We start from the raw sequence: 21,852 nt of genomic DNA on the forward strand, positions 1-21,852 counted from the left end.
ATCATAATGCTCCATTTAACCAGCTCAAGTTCAATTCATTACCTTTTTCTTGTTTTTTTGGGAATGCTGTCATTGGTTGTATTGTTAATTATAATAGTGCTTATTTACAGCTTTTATCAATATAAAGAATCTACACAGATTTCTGAATGGTCCGGTATTATTAATGAAAAAGTAACCGAAACTATCGTATATGATAAAGAAGAAATTTCTCCGAATGATGGCTTCACGGCATTTTCAGGTTATCCTTTATTCAGAAACTTATTTCTGAAAAAGCTGGTGGAAACGGATAATAAGTTTTCCGGTGCTGCGCAGAATAAAATAAAAGACTTATTTAACGATTATAACCTTAAGAACGAAGCTTTTAAAAAACTTGATCAGAAGCAACCCTATCTGATTGCGGGAGGCATACAGGAACTTACGACCATGAATGTTGAAGAAGCATTGCCAAAAATCTCTTCATTGTTAACCCATCCTTCTGTTCAGGTATATCAGGAAGCCCAATATGCGATGGTAAGCTTTAAGGGTTTTGAAGGATTGCATTTTTTGGATACGATATCCACCAAAATTTCAGAATGGCAGCAATTGCGCCTGCTTTTTTCCATTACACATATCCCTTCGGATTATGAGGATACTCTCAAAAACTGGCTGGAAAGCTCGAATGATACCGTTGTTATTTTCACCCTCCGTCTATTGAAAAAATTTCAGCTCTTATCTTTTTACCCTAAAGTGATGAGTTTGCTGAACCATCCCTCCGTTGAGGTAAGAATACAGGCAGTAAAAGCTCTTCAGTCACTGGAAAATTCCTCCACAATTACAGAACTTACGGATATTTATCCTGATCAGCCTTTTGAAGTGCAGTTAGAGATTCTTAGAGTAATGAGGGTTTTGAAGGAGCAATGCTGTGCAGGGTTTTTACAGCAACAGTTGGTGGAAAGCCCATTTTCAGCAGTTAAAATTTATGCAGCAGAAGCCCTGTTTTCATTAGGTCACCATAATTACCTTGTACAAGTAGCCCATGATGAAGCTTCATCCGAACAATTAGTCCAAATTATTAAACACGCTTTACAGGAAAAAATATGCTAGAATTCTCACACATCGTTTACGAAGTTGTTATATGGTTGTTTTTGCTGTACGGCTCGGCTGTAGCTATTATTTATGGGTGGATAGGAATTTATGCTTTAGGAGCAGTAATACGCTATAAAAAAGAAAATACATTTACGGATTATAATATTATAGCAGTCAATCCCAATGCGCCAACCTTTAGTCTTATTGCTCCGGCTTATAATGAAGGAATGACCATTGTGGAAAATGTAAGATCTCTGTTATCGCTTTATTACCACAATCTGGAAATTATTATTGTGAATGACGGAAGTAAGGATGATTCTATGCAAAAGCTTATTGAAGCTTATGAGCTGGAATCCATATCTTTTTTCGTACAGGGAGAAATTCAAACCAATGCCATAAGAAGCATTTATAAAAGTAAAAATCCGGCTTTTAAAAAACTGATTGTGGTAGACAAGGAAAACGGAGGTAAAGCAGATGCTCTGAATGTAGGAATCAATGTTTCTTCGGGAGATTATCTTGTTTGTATTGATGTGGATTGTATTCTTGAACAGGATGCCATCCTCCGCCTGGCAAAGCCATTTCTGGAAGAAACGGATAAAAAGATCATTGCCTGTGGCGGAGTGATCCGTCTTGCCAACAACTGTAAAATTGAAAATGGCAAAGTGGTGGATGTCAATATGCCTAAAACATTATTAGGTAAAACACAGGCTTTAGAATATATCAGAGCTTTTGTATTAGGAAGAATGGCTTGGTCACGGGCTTCCGGACTTATCTTGATTTCGGGTGCTTTTGGTGTTTTCGACAGAAAAATAGTATTAGCTTGTGGCGGATATGACAAGAATACGGTGGGAGAAGATATGGAGTTGGTTGTACGTATGCGAAAGTATATGGAAGAAAGGAAAGAGCCTTATGAAGTGATTACGGTTCCGGATCCTTTATGCTGGACCGAAGTTCCTGAAACCAAAGAAATCCTTAAAAAACAACGTAACAGATGGATGCGGGGTACTATGGAAACCCTTTGGAAACATCGTAAACTGATGTTTAATCCAAAATATGGCAAACTAGGAATGATCAGCCTCCCGTATTGGTTCTTTTTTGAGTTTCTGGGGCCATTGGTGGAATTTCTGGGATATATCATTTTTATTGTTTTTTTATTGCTGGGAATTATCAATTGGCCATTTTTCACCGTATTGTTTGCCTTAGTGATCTCCACAGGTTTTCTTTATTCTATCTATGGGATTTTGGTAGATTTGGTCAGTCATCAAGTCTATACCAAAAGAAAAGATTTTCTTACATTAATAGTGACAGCATTTTTAGAGCCATTCTATTTTCATCCAGTTGTTGTAAAAGCAGGTGTTCAGGGATTTGTAGATTATTTTAAAAAAGCTCACGGTTGGGGTGAGATGACCAGGCAAGGTTTCAATCAGAGTCACAACCATTTACCTTTGAAAAAAAGAATAACAGCAGTCCTTCAAAATGGACTCAGAAGATGGGGAATGCTGGCTACGGTATTTGTGATATTATTTTTAGTAGGAGTAATAGCCGAATGGTTATGGTACAGATACTATTTTCCTTCCTTTAACGGTTCAATCATTATAGAAAAACTGTTTCTGAATAATCTGGTGTTTATTTTGAAGCTGATATTCGGGATGGGGGCTTTCTATCTGATTTTCAATTTCATCAAAGAAAGCTGGGCGAAAACGATAACTATTATTCTTGGGTCATTCGTTGTTGTGGTACAATATATCCTGTTCTTATATTTTTCCGAAACCCACAATTTGCTGGGAGCAGATATTCTATATTACAGCAAAGAAGAAATAAAACAGATTTTACAGGCAGGAGGAATGCTTGATTTTAAACACTTTGCCTTATTGGGGATTTTAATTATGGTATCTTGTATTCCTTTCTGGCTGGCTTCAAAATCTGCATTTAAAACCATTTACATCGGGTTAGGATTTTTATGCCTGGGTGCATTGGCATTTTGTATTCCTGAAAACATTCTTGCCTTCACTACTAAAGGTTATTCTTCTAATGAATTCAGCCAGAATGCGGCAAAGAGCAAATGGGCTTATTTTCTAGGCTCAAATACAGATAATTTTATAAGTGAGCATCCCGAAATCAATGAACTTTGGGAAGATACGGATCAGTTTACGATAAACTCCGAAATGTTGAATCAAAATTTCCCATTTTGGAGAAAAGAAAACACCTATGACTTTCTGGGATCTTATCTGAACCTTTCCGAAAATGTTCCTAACCTTGTTTTTGTTGTAATGGAAGGTTTTGGACATGCTTATACATCCCCTAAAGGGTATGTAGGTAATTTTACTCCTTTCCTGGATTCTCTGGCGGGAAAAAGCCTGTACTGGGAGAATTGTTTAAGTTCGGCAGGAAGAACATTTGGCGCACTCCCTACGCTTACAGGATCTTTACCCTTTGGAAAAAATGGTTTCCTGGAAATAAGAGATACCCCGGATCATTTTAACCTCTACAATGTTTTGAAAGCAAATGGATTTGAAACGGGATTCTATTACGGAGGCCATGCTTCATTTGACCGATATAAAGAATTTTTGGAATACAGTCATGTGGATCATATTATAGATCAGACTTCATTCGGGAAATTTTATCGTAAGCTTCCTGCTAATAACGGGGAAAGCTGGGGCTATGAAGATCAGGCTGTTTTCACAAAAATGCAGGAGGTGCAACAACCGGTTGGGGCTCCCTATTTTAATATGATTCTTACATTATCAACTCATAATCCTTTTTTAATTAATAATAGGGAATATTACGAAAAGAAGTATAATCAAAGACTGCATTCCAATCAGTTATCTGCTGATCAAAAGAAATGGGCTTCTGGTCATAAAAACCAACTGATTTCTGTCTTGAATGCAGATGATGCGTTGAGAAGATTTTTCGAAAACTACAGTAAACGTCCTGATTTTTCCAATACGATTTTTGTAATCACCGGAGATCACAGTATGCCTGAAATTACTCTGCAGTCTAAAATAGACCGTTATCATGTGCCTTTACTGATCTATTCCCCAATGCTTAAAGAATCTAAGCATTTTCATAAAATAGTGAGTCATTTTGATGTTGCCCCTTCCATTTTAGCGTATTATAGAAATAATTATGCAATCAAGACTCCCACAACCGTTGCCTGGGTTGGAAGAGGCCTTTCGCCGGATTCCGAGGTAAATAAAACAGGTATCCCTATCATGCAAAGTAAAAATCAGCTTGTTGATTTTGTCTATGGGAAATATTATATGGAAGACGGAGAATTATTTACACTGGAGAACATGGAAGAGAATGCAGCAGACGATCCTGTAGCTTTGAAACAGATTAATGGATACTTCAAAGAATTTAAAAAAATGAATTCCAGGTTTTATACAGCCGGAAAGCTGATGCCGGATTCAGTAGTGATCAATTTTATGAAGAAGAGATAGACTGAATAATACTAGAATTTTTTGGTGTATCCTAATGTAATGTCAAACTGGTTTCCTTTTTCATTGGGGCGGAATTCCTGATTGTAATACATCGTGGAAAGTGAGAATAGATTGGTTTTGTTAATTGAGAAATTATATTCACCGCCTATTTTAAATGTTTTAAGCTTGAAGGTTTCATTCTCGAGAAGATTATTACGATATTCTTCCGGGCTTATTCCTGTTCCTGCCTGAAGAGCAAAATAATCCTGTGCTCCTTTGGTATAATAACGGACCGTCCCTGTATAAGAATGTGAAATATTCTCTCTGTCCGGAGTGATGTAAGTTCGGATATTAAACCAGAAATTTTTGTAATATTTTCCTACCGAAGCAGTGTACATCCAGATACTATTGTTGAAATAAAGCTGTCTGTAACCGATTTCCGCTTCAAAACTATGAGGAAGATTAGCATTTAAAGAAACACCGGTTCTGTATTTTGGAAATATGCCTACATCATTGGAATACCCACCACCTACATAAAGATAAAATGTTTTGGATAATTTAGGATATGCTTCCAGTTCTATTTGAGTACCATTTTCTCCGAACTTATTGGCGTAATTCCCTCTGAGAATGAAGGAGCCTATGGAAGTTATTCTTTTATAGCTTATTCCTACAATGTGCCAGTCTTGATCAAACTGTTTATCAAAATGGGAATAGTTGTAAATAACACCCAAGGCATTTTTAGAGGTAATTTCATTTATTTTGATAGCTAAAGCTCTTGCTTCCGTATTTTTCGGGTTGATGGATAACAGACTATTAATTGCTTTTTCCGCTTCCGGATAATCGTTATTACTGTAGTATACTTTTGCTTTTAATAATAAAAGAGCTTCGGATTGAGGATGATACGTAAGACCTTTATCAAGAATTTCAATGGCTTTGTCATACTGATCATTCCAATATTCTAAAGAAGCATAAGCAATAAAATAATCTTCATCCTTAATATCCTTTTTCCCTAAATCTTCAAATACCGCTCTTGCAGAGGCCAGATCCTTATTCCAGGTATAGACTCTTCCTAAAAAAATCGAAATATCCGTATAATCAGGAGCTTTTTCCAACGCCTGTTTAGCAAGTATAATAGAAGCGTTGTAATCTTTTTGTTCAAAAGCAGTTGTACGCGCTTTAGCGAATAATTCGTCTGCCGACAGATTTTCCTGACTGTAAAAAAAAGGAGAAGAAAGAAGTAATAAAAAGCCTAGTGATTTTCTTATTGAATATGTAAACATTAAGGTCAAAAGTTTTATTTTGTGAATCGTATTTATAATAACAAATATATTGAAGTTTTTTATCAGTAACTATATATTGTTATTGTAAACTCGTTTTTTATGGTGATTTATTTCGAATAATCAACGTAAAAATAAGTAGCTGTTTATGTTTTATTCACACAATTAGACTTTATCCGAAGCCTGGTTTTACAAGTTGTTAAGCTCAGATTGAATATTTTCTTTTGCCTGTTTTTCGTATTTTGATTTAAAATAGTCTGTTTTAAAGATACTTTCCAGTTCCAGAAAATGCTGGAGAACTTTTTTCCTTCCGGGTTTATATAAAAGATTAGGATAAAAAGAGTATTCCTTTCTTATTTTTTTGGTGTAATCCATATAAGTTTCCGGATCTTTTCCAAGGATAGAAAGATCGGCATCCAAAAGATAATTGGTGTCGTGATGGTTGGAGATTTGATGTGTTTTAGTAGCAAGGATCTGCTCAAAAACCTCTTTGATGATTGCCTGATCAGTATTTAATTCTTCTAGCCTGGAAACAGCAAATTCAGCACTTTTCTCTTCATTGGCTCTAGAGGTGGCGTCATAGATGATATCATGGTAAAAAACAGAAAAAGTAATAGCTGTATAATTAAGGATTTGATCTTTTACGGCTTCCAGTTCCAAGAACATATTTTCCAAATGATCAAGATTATGATAAAATCTTCCTTTTTCGGAATGTTTTTTCTCGATTTTCAACCATAAGTTTTCTATGAGATCCCGGTTTTCCGAAAACTTCAGGCAATTCTGTAAAAACCTTTCTTTCAAATCCATTTTGAATAATTTGAGATAAAAAAAGGAACTTCTAAAAAGTTCCTCCATTTGCTTCCAAAGTTGCTTTCAATTCAGCCCAGCCACCGCCGTTATAGCCTTCTTTTAATCCTTGTGAGTTGAGATATTCCAATGCCTTACCGCTTCTGTTTCCACTTCGGCAGAATAAGATCACAGGCTTTTCAATAGAAAGGATTTCCTCTTTTCTATCTTCCACTTCACCTAAAGGGATATTTTTAGCACCTTCTATATTTCCGTCCATTTCCAGTTCCATAGGTTCACGAACGTCAATTAATTCATAATTTCCTGATTGTAATACTTCTGTTAGCGACATAATAAATTGTTTTTTAGTCTTGAATAAGAGTAACGAAAATACGCAAAATTTTGCGGACTTCTTAATAGTTCCTAGAGATATTTTAAATGATAGGTGAAAGAGAAACTATGAAAATAAAAAAGCCATCTATTCAGATGGCTTGCATTTTAAATTTAAAACAAAGTATATCCTAGAACAAGAGATATTGTCTTATATTCACTTTGCCAATATACATAATCATCCAGGAAAGATCTTGGCGACAGGTATCTGAACTCTGCACTGAAACGGTCATTATATTTATATCCCACTCCTAATGCAATGTTGTTTCCGGAAGATATATTCAGATGATTATCGTACTCCAAATCTATATGAGATTTCTTTGAAGAAAAATCAATTACATAAGCGAAATCAACAAAAAACTTCGATTGATCATTCAGGAAAAAATAATGTCTTATTCCTATAGGAACTTCGATAGATGAATACTCTACGGATCTTGTGGCAGTTAAAATAGAGCTGAATCCACCATCAAATGAAACTTCTTTACTTGATTTATAAGACTGATAAGTGGGTTCAACAAAAGCAGACCATTTATTTTTGTTGAAAGGAAAAATATACTCGAATTCAACTCCTATTCTAAAGTTGAGTTCAGAATCGAAATCTGTGTTTCTTACTCTTAAATTATCATTCCCGATAGAAAGAGAAGATGAATTCACTCCTGGTCTGATTGTTACATTAAAGATGTCTCTTTTAGTAGTTTGGGCGGTATAATCTGTGTTTTTAATGTCAGAACCAGCGGAGCCAGCAGAACATTCGTTAAACTTACTGAAAATATTCACAAAATCTTTTTTGGAATATTTCGCGTTATCAATTTCATTTCCGGTAATTCCACATTTTAAATCAGCTGAAATCTGATCTTTATATTCTTCATTATAGGCAATGTTTCCGTTTCCTATATTATAGTTTTTATAGACTAATTGCTTAATTTCAGAATTGTCAACTCTATAAAAAAACCTTCTGATATCATCTTGCTCATAAGACAACAAATCCGCCTTTCCATCGATCAAATATCTTAAAAGCAATGTTTCTTCGTGAAATTCAGGCTCTTTTTTTTCAGAAATATCTGTCAGTTTCAAAGAAGAACGATCGATTTTCACTTTTTCCCTAACAAATCTGTAAGTGCCTACTCCAAATTCTTTAATATTATTAGTGTTTTCTTTTTTTACTTCAGATGTATTGGATAGTCTATATTCAATTTCTTTAGGATTATTTTTCCATTCCGAATTTTTAATCAGGACTTCTTGTTTCTCTCCTGAATTGTTGATTACATATCCGTTTTCGAACTTAATTTGGCTCTGGTACGTAGCAAATACAAGCAGACCGGCCAGCAAACTGATTTTTTTCAAGGTGGTAATATTTTTTTCTATAACTAAATTTTGTAAGAATTAACGCGAATAAAGGGTAACAGTATTCGTACTTAAAATACGGCGGCAAATTTATAAAATAATCTTAGTTTTGCAATGTAAACTCATGAATTCAATTGCCGCAACATATTCGCAACTTATTAAATCCAAAGCAAAAAAGTTTGGATTTCAGGATTGTGGTATTTCCAAAGCGGATTTTTTAGAAGAAGATGCCCAACACCTGGAAAGTTGGTTGAAGAATAATTTTCATGGAGAAATGAAATACATGGAAAATTATTTTGATAAAAGACTTGATCCTAGGTTATTGGTTGAAGGTTCCCAATCTGTTATTTCTCTTTCCTATAATTATTTCCCGAAAGAGAAAATTTCAACCCTTGAAAATTATAAGATCTCAAAATATGCCTACGCAGAAGATTATCATGAAGTCATCAAAGAAATCCTTTGTGAAATGGTGGCAGAACTACAGGAAGAGATCGGAGATTTTGGCTTTAGGGTTTTTGTAGATTCTGCACCGGTGCTGGAAAGAAGCTGGGCGAGAAAATCAGGAATAGGATGGGTGGGGAAAAATGCGAATCTGATCACTAAACAAAGCGGATCATTTTATTTTTTAGCAGAAATCATTTGTGATTTGGAACTTATACCGGATCATGAAACTACTGATCATTGTGGAACCTGCAGAAAATGTATAGAGGCTTGTCCTACAGATGCTATTGTTTCTGATAAAATTATTGATGGAAGCAAGTGCATTTCTTATGCAACGATAGAATTAAAAAACGAAATCCCGGAACATTTCAAAAATAAAATGGAAGACTGGATGTTCGGTTGCGATATTTGCCAGGATGTTTGCCCTTGGAATCGCTTTTCCAGTCCTAATCTTCAAAGCAGATTTACACCCAATGCATTTCTTAAAAATTTCAAAAAAGGAGAATGGAAAGAGTTGACACAAGAATTATTCTCTGAGATATTCAAAAAATCACCTGTAAAGAGAACCAAATTTGCTGGGTTGAAAAGAAACATTGAATTTTTGGAACAATCATCAGGTCAATAAAGGCTTAATTTTAGGGGGATAAATACTTTTCTGGAAATTGTGTTTTCCAAAACTAAAGCGGGTAATCGACCATTCCTTACATTTCTGTTGTAAAGAGGTAAAGATTCAAATATATAAGAATGTGTTGAAAATCTTTTCCTAAAAAGAAAAATTGACTTTCAGGAGATTAAAATCTCACAGAAAATCAACGTCTTTTTTGTATTCTTTTAGGAGCTATTTTTACTCTTATTTTAAATCTTTTTTGTGATTTTGAATTTTTACGCATATTTATTATATATTTCGTACTTAAATTTAATCATTTTTCCGATAAAAACAAATACTTTTGGAAAAAAATAAGATTAAATTTTTATTAATTATATTAAAAAAACATGAGTGTGAAAATGATACTGATGTATATCCTTAAAATAGTGGGGGTTATCGTAGGAATTGTAGTTCTGTATGCATTATTAGGATATTTTTTGCCTTTCATAGAGGTTCGCGCAAAAGAAGGTGACCAGAAAAAAGAAATTCCTATTTATATTTATACTAATGGAGTTCATACTGATATTGTAATGCCGGTAAAAAATGACTTACAGGACTGGAGTTCCAAAATCCCTTTTTCCAATGTACGTTCCGGGCAAACTGACTACAATTATATTGGGATAGGATGGGGAGATAAAGGCTTCTATCTGGATACCCCAACCTGGGCAGATCTTAAATTTTCAACAGCATTTAAAGCCGCTTTCTGGCTAAGTGAATCTGCTATGCACTGTACCTACTATAAAACCATGAAAGAGGGAAGTGATTGTAAAATGGTGATGATCAGCAGAGCACAATACAAGGATCTTATACAATTCGTAGAGGCTAAATTCGACAAAGATCAGAATGGAAATTTCATTTTGATCCCTACAGATGCGGTATATAGTGATAATGACGCTTTTTATGATGCGAAAGGAAAATACAGCTTCCTATACACTTGCAATACATGGGCAAATGATGCTTTAAAGGCGGCCGGCCAAAAAGCAGCGTTTTGGACACCTTCGGATTTCGGAATATTTCAGCATTATAAATAAATACGATGAGAGGCTTTGCTATAATTTTTGTTTTACTGTTTATAGTGTCCTGCAGCGGGGAGGCAAAAAACAAAGTTGATACCACAGTTATAAAAAGCATTACCAAAAATAAGCCTGAAATAGATAGATCTAAAACAAGAATGAAATCAGAGGAAGCCTTGACGTTCTGTAAATCCAAAGGTTTTAATACTGATTTCTGTATTTTAATAGATATGAGCTTGCATTCAGGAGTCAAGAGATTTATCGTTTGGGATTTTAAAACTGACTCTATTTCCCAAACCTATCTTGTAGGCCACGGATGTGGTTCCAATTCCTGGAGCAGAGATGAATCCAAGGATGCTCCGGAATTCAGTAATGAAGATGGAAGTCATCTTTCTTCATTAGGAAAATATAAATTAGAAGGAAGGGGATACAGTGATTGGGGGATTAATGTGAAATATCTGATGCATGGTCTTGAAGAAACCAATAGCAATGCGTTGAAAAGATTTATTGTTTTCCACTCGTGGAATCTGATGAGCGATAAGGAAATTTATCCTAATGGTTCACCGGAAGGATGGGGTTGTCCTACTATTTCCAATAATGCAATGCGGGAAATAGATCCTATGATTCAAAATTCCCAAAAGCCCATCCTCATGTGGATTTATAAATAATTTTTATACGGGTATAATAAAAAATAAAACCTTTTCTGTATTGAGAAGGTTTTATTTTTTTTAAATAAAAGTATATTAATATTCTTTATTTTAATTTAATTAGTATATTTGTATACTAATATTTTATCCTATGCGTTTCCAAATCATAAAAGATGTCATCCAATTGCTTGAACAGTTTGAAACAGACAACAATGAAATAAAGGCTTATTCTGATGATATTGAAGGTTTTAAATCTTGGATATCCGATCAGAAAAGACAAGATGAAAACGTACATCCGGAAGAGCCTTATTGGGAAGGAAAAGAACATGGAAGGTCTCCGGAAAGTGTTATCAATACCTTATTGGTACATCTGAACAGGTATGCAAAGACCTATTCAAAATCTGCCATTGCAGATTCGGATTTTGCCACTCAGGAAGATTTTATCTATCTGATCAATCTTAAGGCATTGGGAGCGATGACCAAAATGGAACTTATTAAAAAGAATATTCAGGACAAGCCTGTGGGAATGCTCATTATTAACAGGCTTATCAATCAGGGATGGGTAGAGCAGAAGGATTCGGACGCAGATAAAAGAACAAAGGTAATCAGTATTACAACGGAAGGGTTGGCTGCATTGGATCAGCAAATGGATAGGATCAGAAAAGCTACTCATATCGTTACGGGAGACCTTACTTATTCTGAAAAAATGAGCCTTATCCGGATACTGGATAAGCTTGAAAGGTTCCATCACCCAATATTCAGCGAGAATATTAACAGTAAAAGCCTTATCGATGAGGTATACAAAGAATATCCGTTTCAAAAGAATTAAATAAATGAAAAAGATTGCCATCATAGGTTCAGGATTTTCGGGTTTATCTGCGGCAGCATACTCCTCAAAAGAAGGATATGAAGTTCACGTCTTTGAAAAGAATGAAACTGCAGGCGGAAGAGCAAGGCAGTTCAGAACTGATAATGGCTATCTGTTCGATATGGGGCCAAGCTGGTATTGGATGCCGGATATTATTGAATCTTTTTTTAATGATTTTGGGAAAAAAGCCTCAGACTTTTATGAATTGATCCCATTGGATCCTCAGTTTGAAATGGTCTTTTCTGATGGTACTATGCCTATTCCTCACAATTATGAGGAAATGACAGAATTGTTTGAAAAAACAGAAAAAGGAGCGGGTAAAAGGCTGGATGATTTCATGAAAGATGCCCGGTACAAATATGAAGTGGGAATGAAGGATTTTGTGAATAAGCCCTGTCACTCCTGGCTGGAATTTGTTTCTCCAACCATTGCAAAAAGTGCTTTCAAGCTGGATCTTCTTACCAATTTCCAACGTTTTGTCAGAAAATATTTTAAGCATCCGAAACTGATCATGTTGATGGAGTTCCCCGTTATTTTTCTGGGGGCTTCTCCTAAAGATATACCGGCTTTATACAGCCTGATGAATTATGGAGGATATAAACTCGGAACATGGTATCCCATGGGAGGATTTTTCAGGATTATCGATGCTATGAAGCAGATCGGAGTGAATAACGGGGTACATTTTCATTTTAAATCCAATGTCCAACGAATTATTGTTGAAAAAGGAAGGGCATCTTCTCTTGTTGTGAATGGAAAAGTTTGGAATTTTGATGCGATTATTGCTTCATCGGATTATCAGCATACCGAAACTCAGTTACTGGCTGAAGAATACAGGAATTATAAACCTGAGTATTGGAAAAAACTGACCTTTGCCCCCTCATGTCTTATTTATTATTTGGGATTCAAGGAGAAAATTCCTAACCTCAAGCATCATACGCTTTTTTTTGAAAATGACCTGGAACTGCATACAAAAGAAATCTATCAGGATAAAAAATGGCCCACCCAACCCTTATTTTATGTATGCTGTCCTTCAAAAACAGATCCGGATGTAGCGCCTCAAAACGGTGAGAATGTATTTCTTCTAATGCCTGTTGCTACAGGAATAGAAGACTCTGAAGAAATAAGAGAACAATATTTCCGTGAAATGATCGGAAGATTGGAAAAGCATACAGGCAGTGTAGGATTACAGGAAAAAATAGAATATAAGAAAAGCTATTGTATTCAAGATTTTAAAGAAGATTACAATGCTTATGAAGGAAATGCTTACGGTCTTGCCAACACTTTAGCCCAGACTGCAGTTCTAAAGCCATCGCTTAGAAATAAAAAAGTAAAGAACATTTTTTATACAGGCCAGCTTACTGTTCCCGGTCCCGGAGTTCCGCCCTCCATTATTTCGGGTAAAATAGCTGCCGGAGAAGCCACCAGTAAAAATTGAATTATGAAAAAATTATTTGATGAACTTTCTTATAAAGTCAGCAAAGAGACCACAAAGCTCTACAGCACCAGCTTTTCCTTAGGGATACTGGCATTGTCTCCTAAGATCAGAAATCCGATTTATGCCATTTATGGATATGTTCGTCTTGCCGATGAAATTGTAGACAGCTTTCATGAGCATGACAAGGAACGGCTTCTATACAGATATAAAGAAGAAACCTTTCAGGCATTGGAGGATGGTATTTCTCTCAATCCTATCTTACAGTCATTTCAGGAAGTAGTGCATGAATATAAGATAGATCACAGTCTCATCAGGCAATTTCTCAAAAGCATGGAGATGGATCTCCATAAGATAGATTACAATTCAGAACTGTATAAAGAATATATTCTGGGATCGGCAGAAGTGGTGGGCCTGATGTGCTTGCAGGTATTTGTGGAAGGAAATACTGCTGATTTTGAAAAACTTAAGCCTTATGCAATGAAATTAGGATCTGCTTTTCAAAAGGTTAACTTTCTGAGAGATATGAAGGATGATTATCAGGTTCTTGGGCGCAACTATTTCCCCAATGTTGATATCTCTTATTTTGATAATACCGTAAAATCAGAGATTGAAAAAGAAATAGAAACGGAATTTAAAGAAGCTCTGGAAGGGATCAAGATGTTGCCGAATTCATCAAAATTCGGAGTGTATCTGGCGTATCAGTATTACGTTTCGCTTTTCAGGAAAATTAAAAAAACTTCTGCCAGTAAGATTATCAATCAGCGGATCAGAATTTCTAATGGGAAGAAAATATCTTTGATGATGAGCAGCTATTTACAGTATAAAATATCACTTTTATAAATAATCTGAAAAAACAGAATAATGGTATACAGACTTTTCAGAGAACAGCACCTCAATTGTGATATAGACACAGCCTGGAAATTTTTCTCTTCCGCTAACAATCTGTCTGAAATTACCCCGAAGGATATGAATTTCATCGTTCTCACCCCAATGGAAAATGATGAAATTTATGAGGGGATGATCATTGACTATCATGTATCTCCCTTACTCGGAATCAAGCTGGACTGGAAAACAGAAATTACCCAGGTGGTTTTTCATAAAAGTTTTACGGATTTTCAGAAGAAAGGACCCTATAAATTATGGAACCATTTTCATGAATTCATACCTAATGAGCAGGGTGTTTTGATGAGAGATACCGTTGATTATGAACTGCCATTCGGATTTTTGGGAGATATTGCTCACAGTCTGTTTGTCAAAAAAAAGCTTGACCACATTTTTGGTTATCGTTATAAAGTGCTGGAAGAATTATTTAATCAAAAGCAAAGCTCATGAATTTCCTGATCGTCATAAGCACATTCTTCGCGATGGAAGGAGCCACCTGGCTTATCCATAAATATGTGATGCACGGCTTTCTATGGATGCTTCATAAGGATCATCATGATCACAGCAACGACGGACCAATGGAAAAAAATGATTATTTCTTTGTCATTTTTGCTGTTCCTACGATAGCTCTTATGTATTATGGTACTGTTCAGGGATTTAATTTTTATTTCTATATCGCAATCGGAATCGCACTGTATGGGATGGCTTATTTTTTTGTACATGATATTTTCATTCATCAAAGGTTGAAAATTCTCCGTGATACACAAAATCCCTATTTACTGGCCATCAGAAGGGCACATAAGCAGCATCATAAACATACCGGAAAGGAAAAAGGGGAATGTTTCGGGTTTCTATGGGTGCCGATAAAGTATTTTAAAATGTATTTCAATAAAAATAAATCGTAAGAATGCTTCAGTATACCTATCTTTTGATCAATTTCTTTACGGTGATTATCTGTTTTGTATTTTCATTTCATCCGAAAATACAATTCAACAGACACTTCAGGGCATTTTTTTTAGCGGCTTTTCTGGTAGGAAGCATCTTTGTTCTTTGGGATGCATGGTTTACGGGAATGGGGGTATGGTGGTTTAACGAAAAGTATGTATTAGGGGTGAAAATCCTCGAGCTTCCCATTGAAGAGATTATGTTCTTTGTCTGTATCCCGTTTGCGTGTGTATTCACCTATTATGGTCTGGATAAGTTTTTCCGTCTGGACTGGAAACCTTTTCCTGAAAAAATATTTGTAGTACTGAGTATTATATTGGCATTGTGTATTGCAATGTACAATGAAGATAAAATATACACTTTCATTACTTTTTTAACCACGGGGCTAAGTATGTTTGTTTTATATTTCATATTGAAAGCCCGATGGATTGGGAAAGCATCTTTTATTTATCTCATATTGATGCCCGGCTTTATAGGAGTCAATGGTATACTTACCGGAACAGGGCTGGAATCTCCTATTGTTAATTACAATCCTAATGATTTCATGGGAATCAGGTTTCTTACGATTCCTCTGGAAGATACTGTTTACGGATATGAAATGATCTTATGGAACCTTTATTTATTTCAAAAATTTAAAAAGGATGAGCAGCAAGATTAATATTTTTTGGTTTCGCAGGGACCTCAGAATTGAAGATAATGCCGGATTGCACCATGCTTTACATTCCGGAAATAAAGTAATGGCCATTTTTATCTTTGATACCGATATTCTGGATAAGCTGAATGACCGTTCAGACAAAAGAGTGGATTATATTCATCAGGTGCTGACCGAGATTCATCAGCAATTAAAAACATATAATAGCGGACTCTTTACCTATTATGGAAAGCCTTTGGAGGTATTCAAAAAATTAATCACTGAATATGATGTGGACACTGTTTTTTGTAATAGAGATTATGAACCTCAGGCTATAGAAAGAGATAAAGCTGTAGCTGAATTTCTTAAGCAAAAAAATATAAAGTTCAAAGATTATAAAGATCAGGTGATCTTTGAAAAAAATGACATCCTGAAAAACGACGGCTCACCCTATACTGTATTTACACCCTACTCCAAAAAGTGGGAAGAGAAACTTATGGAAACTAAAATTCAGTATTACACGGCTGAGAAGGATAACTTTCTTTCTGTGAATTCTCCTGAAGAGATTCTGAGTCTGAAGCAAATCGGATTTGAGAAAACGGAAATACAATACAAGCGTCCTGTTTTGGATAAGGAAATTATAGATTCTTATGACCAGTACAGGGATTTCCCGGCAATGGATCATACAACGCACTTAGGAATTGCGCTTCGCTTCGGAACTATCTCAGTAAGGAAATGTGTGCAATTCGCTATACACCATAATGAAATATGGCTGAATGAACTCATCTGGCGGGAATTTTTTATGCAGATCCTGTTTCATTTTCCTTACGTCGTTCATCATTGCTTTAAAAAGCAGTATGAACATATAGAATGGAGAAATAATGAAAAGGAATTTGCATTATGGTGTACTGGAAATACAGGTTACCCAATTGTAGATGCCGGGATGAGACAGCTCAACAAAACAGGCTTCATGCATAACCGTGTGAGAATGATTGTAGCCAGCTTTCTTACCAAACACCTGCTTATAGACTGGCGATGGGGGGAAGCTTATTTTGCAGAGAAACTGCTGGATTATGATCTGGCTGCCAATAACGGGAACTGGCAATGGGTGGCAGGATGTGGGTGTGACGCAGCACCTTATTTCAGAATATTTAATCCTGAAGAACAGACGAAAAAATTCGATAAAGATCTGGCATATGTAAAAAAATGGCTGCCAAAGGATTACAATATATTGCCTATGGTAGACCATAAAATGGCCAGAGAAAGAGTTCTTATAATGTATAAAAAAGCGCTTATGGAGTAAATCAGATTTCACCCATTACATACATATTTTCCATCGTAGGAACCTGGCTTCCGCCTTGCTTTTCAAGAGTGATGGCAAAAGCCTGGGCATTGGATATCTGAGAAAGAGCAATTTTACTGTCTTTTTCTTCAGTATACATCCCTGCGCTTATGGGCTTTCCATCTGCAATGGCCCAAAGTTGATACTGCATTCCCGGAGGAGCTTTGGGAAGATTTTCCGCATTTAGATACACTTCTTTGGTATTGCTGTCCCAGAAAACCATCGCTTTGGAATCAGGATGCTTTTCTACTCCTTTTAGTTTCACCATCTTCATATCAGGATTAGAAAGCATTTTCCATTTTTGCTGTATATTTTGCAGGGCGATATCTTGAGTTCGTTTTTCAGATTCAAGTCTGGTGATTTCCTTTCTGGTTTCAGATTGGCTGTTCATCCAGAATAAGTTCCCGGCTATGCTTATTAAAAACAAGGCAGAAGCGGCAATAGCGTATGTTTTCCAGTTATTGTTGGACTGAATTTTTACTTCTGATTTTTTGATATCCGGAATATCTGCCGATGGTATAGGTTTTATTTCAGCAGGAGTCTGTTCCTGCTGTATTTTGTTCCAGATCTTGGATTTTAAATGATCCGGCGGTGTCACGGCTTGTGCAGAGGCCAGATCTTCAAGTGTTTTTTGTGCCTCCTCAAAAGCGGCTCTTACCTCAGCATTATTTTTTATCACACACTCCAAAATCCCTGCCTCTTCAGGAGAAGCAAGACCTAGAATATAAGATTCTATAATTCCGGATGATATGTATTCTTTTGTGTTCAATTCTTATTGATAATCTTTTAATAAATCCTTTAATTTCATTAATGCATTCCGCATCTTCGTTTTTACAGTTCCCAGGGGTATTTTCAGCTTTTCTGAAATTTCGTTCTGCGTATATCCTTGATAATAGGCTAAATTAATAAGTTCCTGTTTATCTGTTTCGAGACTTTCGATCACGTTATTAAATCCAATGAAATCAGAGGTTGTATTCGAAGTTGAAAGTTCGGCAGTGTTATATACGAAATCTGGAAGAGGTTGGTTTTTAAGCTCATTTTGAAAAGCTTTTGATTTTAAATAATCTATCGCAGTATTTCTTGCAATATTGATCATCCATGTATAAAATCTTCCTTTGCTGCTGTCATATTGATGGACTGAGTTCCAGATTTTCACAAAAACATCCTGAATAACCTCTTCAGTATATTCTTTAGACTGTACAATTCGTAAGATGACACCATACAACGCACCAGAATAGTGGTCATACAAATGATGAAAACCAGCTTCGTTTCTTTCTCTTAATAAAACGATGAGTTCCTCTTCTGAATATTTTGTCTTAATAATGGATGTTTTTTCAGTTTCAAATGTAATAAAATAAACTATATGATGAACAATATCAATGATAATCTTGATTAGTTATTTAATAAACAGTAAATACGGTAAATCAATTGTAAAAATGTAATTACAGTTTTGTCCAGGTTTGTTTGAAAAAATGAAGCTTTTTAACATGGAAATTGTAATTGTGAAAATAATCAATTGATTTTTAGTTAGTTATGAATAATATTGCTTTTTTGAAATCTAAAATAAATCCGCTCTCGTAAATGCTAATAACAGTCAGATCAAATAATACTAACTAAAAAAACAGTACAATGAACACAAAATCAAAGATTACAATTTTAGGAATCTCATTTCTATTTTTAGCATTCAGCGGGGAGGTAAATGCACAGATGACGAAAGAAAAAACAGTAATGGTAGGCGGAGCTGCCATGTATCCATCTAAGAATATTATTGAAAACGCAGTAAATTCAAAAGATCACAAAACTCTTGTTGCAGCTGTAAAAGCTGCCGGATTAGTAGAAACATTACAGGGATCCGGGCCATTTACGGTGCTTGCTCCAACAGATGCAGCCTTTGCAAAGCTGCCGAAAGGTACCGTGGAAACTCTCGTAAAGCCTGAAAATAAAGAAATGCTAACCCAAATACTTACTTATCATGTACTACCCGGAAAACTCAGTGCTAAAGAAATATGGGCAGCTGTAAAAGCGGGTAATGGAAAGAGCATGATGAAAACGGTGGAAGGTGAAGAGCTTACATTCTGGACTAAAGGAAAAGACCTTTACGTAAAGGATGCGAAAGGTAATAGTGCAAAAGTAACTATTGCTGATGTAAATCAGTCCAATGGTGTTATTCATGTGATAGATACGGTTTTAATGCCATAGTGTTTATTTAGTTTTCCCGAACAGCATAATTTTTATGCTGTTTGTTTTAAATCTGAACAACCTGTAAATAATCAAACACTTAAAAATAACTATTATGAGAAAAATAATCAGTGTTTCTAATCAGGGTGCCACCCTGGATACCGGAAGAAGAAACTTTTTAAAGCTTAGCGGTATCGGACTGGCTATGGCCGGATTGGCGCTCGTAGGATGTGATGATGATGATTTTCAGATTATGGATAATAACGTCTTTGATCTGGGACAAGGTGATGTGGGGGTTCTTAATTATGCTTATGCCTTGGAGCAGCTGGAAGCAGACTTTTATACGAAAGTAGTGAACAATTTTTATACGGGGATTTCTTCCGTTGAAAAAGAGCTCTTTACAGATCTATATCATCATGAGGTCATTCATCGGGATTTCTTTAAGGCGGCAATTGGTGCGGCAACCACGAATGTACTGCCAAAGCTTGAGTTTCAGTATCCCAATGTGAATTTTAATGATAGGAATTCAGTTCTGGCCACTGCGAAAGCATTGGAAGATACAGGTGTAGCAGCCTACAATGGTGCCGGGAAATATATTTCAAATTCAGATTATCTGGTAATTGCAGGAAAAATAGTTTCTGTGGAAGCAAGACATGCTGCTGCTATCAGGAATATCATTAATCCAGGGTCTACTGACTTTTCCGGAGATGATGTTATAGATGCCAACGGACTGGATCTGGCTAAAGAGCCTAAGGATATCGTAATGGCAGCGGGAGGGTTTATTAAAACGCCTTTCACATGGAAAGAAAGAGGAATTGGTTAATTATTCACTTTAAAATCTATTATTATGAACATTCTTAAATTACTGGATAAGCTTTCTAACGATAAATTTTTCACGACAGAAGCGTCAAGATTAGATGCCATTACGAATATGTCTTCCATGGGAAAAAAAGCAGCTGTGGCCTCAGTGCCTTTAGGACTGGGGACAATGATGTCTGCAACGCCAAAAGAGGAGGCTTTACAAAGACAGAATACCGGGACTACTTTTTTTAAAACAGTTTTAACGGATGCACTGCAATTAGCACTGGTACTTGAATATTTGGAAAATGAGTATTATAGTATGGGACTCTCAGCTTCCGGACTTATTCCTAATGCAGACAGACCTGTGTTTATGCAGATTTCCAAGCATGAATCTGCCCATGTAAATTTCCTGAAAAGTACTTTGACTTCCCTGGGAGTAACTCCTGGAACTAAACCTACTTTTGATTTTACCGCCAACGGAAATTTTTCTCCTTTTACAGATTATAATCAGTTTCTGATCCTTGCCCAGGCTTTTGAAGATACCGGAGTACGTGCGTATAAAGGACAGGCGGGAAATGTAATATCTAATAAAGTGGTTCTACAGGCTGCTTTACAGATCCATTCTGTTGAAGCCAGACACGCATCGCAGGTACGGAGAATGAGGGCCAATAAAGGTTGGATAGAACTTGCAAACGGGGGGAATATGCCTGCAGCTACCAACCCTGTATATGCAGGTGAAGATAATATCAATCAGGCAGGATACAATACGTCCAATACTTTTGGAGCAGCAGCTGGCTCTGCGGCTTTTGATGAGATACTGACCGGTAATGATGCCAGTACAATAGCCTCTTTATTTATTGTATAGAGGCAGTATAGTGGTAGTGTGATCTCCTCCGTTTCGGAGGAGATTTTTATTTATCTGATATTTTTAATAGAAAGTATTCAAAAAGTAACGACTTTATTAAATGTCTTAGCTAAAAAGCCTCTGAACTAATCAGAGGTTTACGGCATAATTTTTCAGACAAAGTAAAACAGAACTATTTCAGGAATATTATACAGTATTATTATAGTTTAAATTAGAAATAACAAAAGCTTTGTTGAAATGATATTAATGAATATGAAAAATAATCACTACAAGTTGATATATTAAAAAATGTTTTATATTTTTGTCAAAACTTAATCCATGAATAAACTGATATTATCTGTTATTGCTATTTCTCTAAGCAATTGGGCATTGAGTCAAATTATCCCTCCGCCAACCTATCCAATTTATTTCCAGTATGATGAATCCGGAAACCAGGTTTTCAGAGGAGACGGAATGTTGTCTCGCTCAGCCGTTGCTGATTCTTCTCAAAATACCGAAACCGTTGTACAAACGAGTCCTGAAAATTCATCATTCGCAATGGAAGAAAAAGATTTTTGGAATAATATCAGAATTTATCCGGTTCCCGTAAAAGATTATCTTACCATTGAATGGAATGATTCGGTAAAAGATTTGATTTCTGAAGTTGGGCTTTATGAACAAAATACAGTTCATTGGGTTTTTCAAAGTAAGAAAATTCCTACGCTTGACAAGACAATCAAAATCAATATGACCAAACAATATATGGGAGTATATATTCTTACATTCACTCTGAAAGATGGAAGACGATTCAGTAAAAATATTACCAAATATTAGATGATACTGTTATCATAGTATCCTTTTTCATTACTACATATTACTAAAAATAATACTACTTCAT

General features: G+C 35.7%; 22 protein-coding genes. 16 read left to right on the top strand and 6 right to left on the bottom strand.

Features of this window, described 5'->3' with window-relative positions; genetic code table 11:
- The first annotated feature begins 6 nt into the window (after window positions 1–6).
- Complete coding sequence (locus EGI05_RS10655; protein ID WP_123263028.1) at window positions 7–1,083, top strand: HEAT repeat domain-containing protein; 1,077 nt, start codon at window positions 7–9, stop codon at window positions 1,081–1,083.
- Window positions 1,077–4,505 (top strand): sulfatase-like hydrolase/transferase, encoded by a 3,429-nt coding sequence (locus EGI05_RS10660; protein WP_123263029.1) that lies wholly within the window; start codon window positions 1,077–1,079, stop codon window positions 4,503–4,505. Before EGI05_RS10655 ends, EGI05_RS10660 begins: the two co-directional genes overlap by 7 nt.
- Before the next feature lie 11 nt (window positions 4,506–4,516).
- Here the strand turns inward: EGI05_RS10660 and EGI05_RS10665 are convergent, their stop codons facing one another.
- The 4 genes from EGI05_RS10665 to EGI05_RS10680 form a co-directional block, all read right to left on the bottom strand.
- Window positions 4,517–5,764, bottom strand: coding sequence for a YaiO family outer membrane beta-barrel protein (locus tag EGI05_RS10665; RefSeq protein ID WP_123263030.1), 1,248 nt, complete (start codon window positions 5,762–5,764; stop codon window positions 4,517–4,519).
- Window positions 5,765–5,950: 186 nt separating this feature from the next.
- Window positions 5,951–6,568, bottom strand: a complete 618-nt coding sequence (locus EGI05_RS10670) for an HD domain-containing protein (protein ID WP_123263386.1) — start codon at window positions 6,566–6,568, stop codon at window positions 5,951–5,953.
- Between the two features lie 31 nt (window positions 6,569–6,599).
- The gene (locus EGI05_RS10675; protein ID WP_123263031.1) at window positions 6,600–6,899 is read right to left on the bottom strand and encodes a rhodanese-like domain-containing protein; all 300 of its coding nucleotides are present in this window, start codon (window positions 6,897–6,899) and stop codon (window positions 6,600–6,602) included.
- 152 nt (window positions 6,900–7,051) lie between these two features.
- Window positions 7,052–8,281: an outer membrane beta-barrel protein gene (locus tag EGI05_RS10680; RefSeq protein ID WP_166668343.1), complete on the bottom strand. Its 1,230-nt coding sequence runs from the start codon at window positions 8,279–8,281 to the stop codon at window positions 7,052–7,054.
- Between the two features lie 124 nt (window positions 8,282–8,405).
- Here EGI05_RS10680 and queG point away from each other — a divergent pair, with 124 nt between their 5' ends.
- From queG to EGI05_RS10730, 10 genes are all read left to right on the top strand, one after another.
- Window positions 8,406–9,347 (top strand): tRNA epoxyqueuosine(34) reductase QueG, encoded by a 942-nt coding sequence (gene queG / locus EGI05_RS10685; protein WP_123263033.1) that lies wholly within the window; start codon window positions 8,406–8,408, stop codon window positions 9,345–9,347.
- 374 nt (window positions 9,348–9,721) lie between these two features.
- Entirely contained in the window at window positions 9,722–10,399 is a 678-nt protein-coding gene (locus EGI05_RS10690; RefSeq protein WP_394337983.1) for a TIGR02117 family protein, read from the top strand.
- A gap of 140 nt (window positions 10,400–10,539) precedes the next feature.
- Window positions 10,540–11,049, top strand: coding sequence for a murein L,D-transpeptidase catalytic domain-containing protein (locus EGI05_RS10695; RefSeq protein WP_228428592.1), 510 nt, complete (start codon window positions 10,540–10,542; stop codon window positions 11,047–11,049).
- Window positions 11,050–11,179: 130 nt separating this feature from the next.
- The gene (locus EGI05_RS10700; protein ID WP_123263035.1) at window positions 11,180–11,857 is read left to right on the top strand and encodes a MarR family winged helix-turn-helix transcriptional regulator; all 678 of its coding nucleotides are present in this window, start codon (window positions 11,180–11,182) and stop codon (window positions 11,855–11,857) included.
- A gap of 4 nt (window positions 11,858–11,861) precedes the next feature.
- Window positions 11,862–13,331, top strand: a complete 1,470-nt coding sequence (locus tag EGI05_RS10705) for a phytoene desaturase family protein (protein ID WP_123263036.1) — start codon at window positions 11,862–11,864, stop codon at window positions 13,329–13,331.
- 3 nt (window positions 13,332–13,334) lie between these two features.
- Window positions 13,335–14,171: a phytoene/squalene synthase family protein gene (locus EGI05_RS10710; protein WP_123263037.1), complete on the top strand. Its 837-nt coding sequence runs from the start codon at window positions 13,335–13,337 to the stop codon at window positions 14,169–14,171.
- A gap of 21 nt (window positions 14,172–14,192) precedes the next feature.
- Window positions 14,193–14,663, top strand: coding sequence for an SRPBCC family protein (locus tag EGI05_RS10715; RefSeq protein WP_123263038.1), 471 nt, complete (start codon window positions 14,193–14,195; stop codon window positions 14,661–14,663).
- The gene (locus EGI05_RS10720; RefSeq protein WP_123263039.1) at window positions 14,660–15,118 is read left to right on the top strand and encodes a sterol desaturase family protein; all 459 of its coding nucleotides are present in this window, start codon (window positions 14,660–14,662) and stop codon (window positions 15,116–15,118) included. Before EGI05_RS10715 ends, EGI05_RS10720 begins: the two co-directional genes overlap by 4 nt.
- 2 nt (window positions 15,119–15,120) lie before the next feature.
- A complete protein-coding gene (locus EGI05_RS10725) occupies window positions 15,121–15,816 on the top strand; it encodes a lycopene cyclase domain-containing protein (RefSeq protein ID WP_123263040.1) in 696 nt (231 codons plus the stop codon).
- Complete coding sequence (locus tag EGI05_RS10730; RefSeq protein ID WP_123263041.1) at window positions 15,800–17,092, top strand: cryptochrome/photolyase family protein; 1,293 nt, start codon at window positions 15,800–15,802, stop codon at window positions 17,090–17,092. Before EGI05_RS10725 ends, EGI05_RS10730 begins: the two co-directional genes overlap by 17 nt.
- Window position 17,093: 1 nt before the next feature.
- On the opposite strand, the gene EGI05_RS10735 is transcribed toward EGI05_RS10730, so the two are convergent.
- Together EGI05_RS10735 and EGI05_RS10740 are read right to left on the bottom strand one after the other, a co-directional pair.
- Window positions 17,094–17,900, bottom strand: a complete 807-nt coding sequence (locus EGI05_RS10735) for an anti-sigma factor (protein ID WP_123263042.1) — start codon at window positions 17,898–17,900, stop codon at window positions 17,094–17,096.
- A gap of 3 nt (window positions 17,901–17,903) precedes the next feature.
- On the bottom strand, window positions 17,904–18,380 hold the full coding sequence (locus EGI05_RS10740) for an RNA polymerase sigma factor (RefSeq protein ID WP_123263043.1): 477 nt from the start codon (window positions 18,378–18,380) through the stop codon (window positions 17,904–17,906).
- 380 nt (window positions 18,381–18,760) lie between these two features.
- On the opposite strand from EGI05_RS10740, the gene EGI05_RS10745 reads away from it, so the two are divergent.
- The 4 genes from EGI05_RS10745 to EGI05_RS10760 all read left to right on the top strand — a co-directional run bounded on the left by EGI05_RS10745 (window position 18,761) and on the right by EGI05_RS10760 (window position 21,788).
- Window positions 18,761–19,330, top strand: a complete 570-nt coding sequence (locus EGI05_RS10745; RefSeq protein ID WP_123263044.1) for a fasciclin domain-containing protein — start codon at window positions 18,761–18,763, stop codon at window positions 19,328–19,330.
- Window positions 19,331–19,424: 94 nt separating this feature from the next.
- On the top strand, window positions 19,425–20,132 hold the full coding sequence (locus EGI05_RS10750; RefSeq protein ID WP_123263045.1) for a ferritin-like domain-containing protein: 708 nt from the start codon (window positions 19,425–19,427) through the stop codon (window positions 20,130–20,132).
- A gap of 24 nt (window positions 20,133–20,156) precedes the next feature.
- Complete coding sequence (locus tag EGI05_RS10755; RefSeq protein WP_123263046.1) at window positions 20,157–20,975, top strand: ferritin-like domain-containing protein; 819 nt, start codon at window positions 20,157–20,159, stop codon at window positions 20,973–20,975.
- 318 nt (window positions 20,976–21,293) lie between these two features.
- On the top strand, window positions 21,294–21,788 hold the full coding sequence (locus tag EGI05_RS10760; RefSeq protein WP_123263047.1) for a hypothetical protein: 495 nt from the start codon (window positions 21,294–21,296) through the stop codon (window positions 21,786–21,788).
- Window positions 21,789–21,852 lie beyond the last annotated feature (64 nt).

It is taken from the genome of Chryseobacterium daecheongense, assembly GCF_003729955.1.
Lineage (GTDB): Bacteria > Bacteroidota > Bacteroidia > Flavobacteriales > Weeksellaceae > Chryseobacterium > Chryseobacterium daecheongense.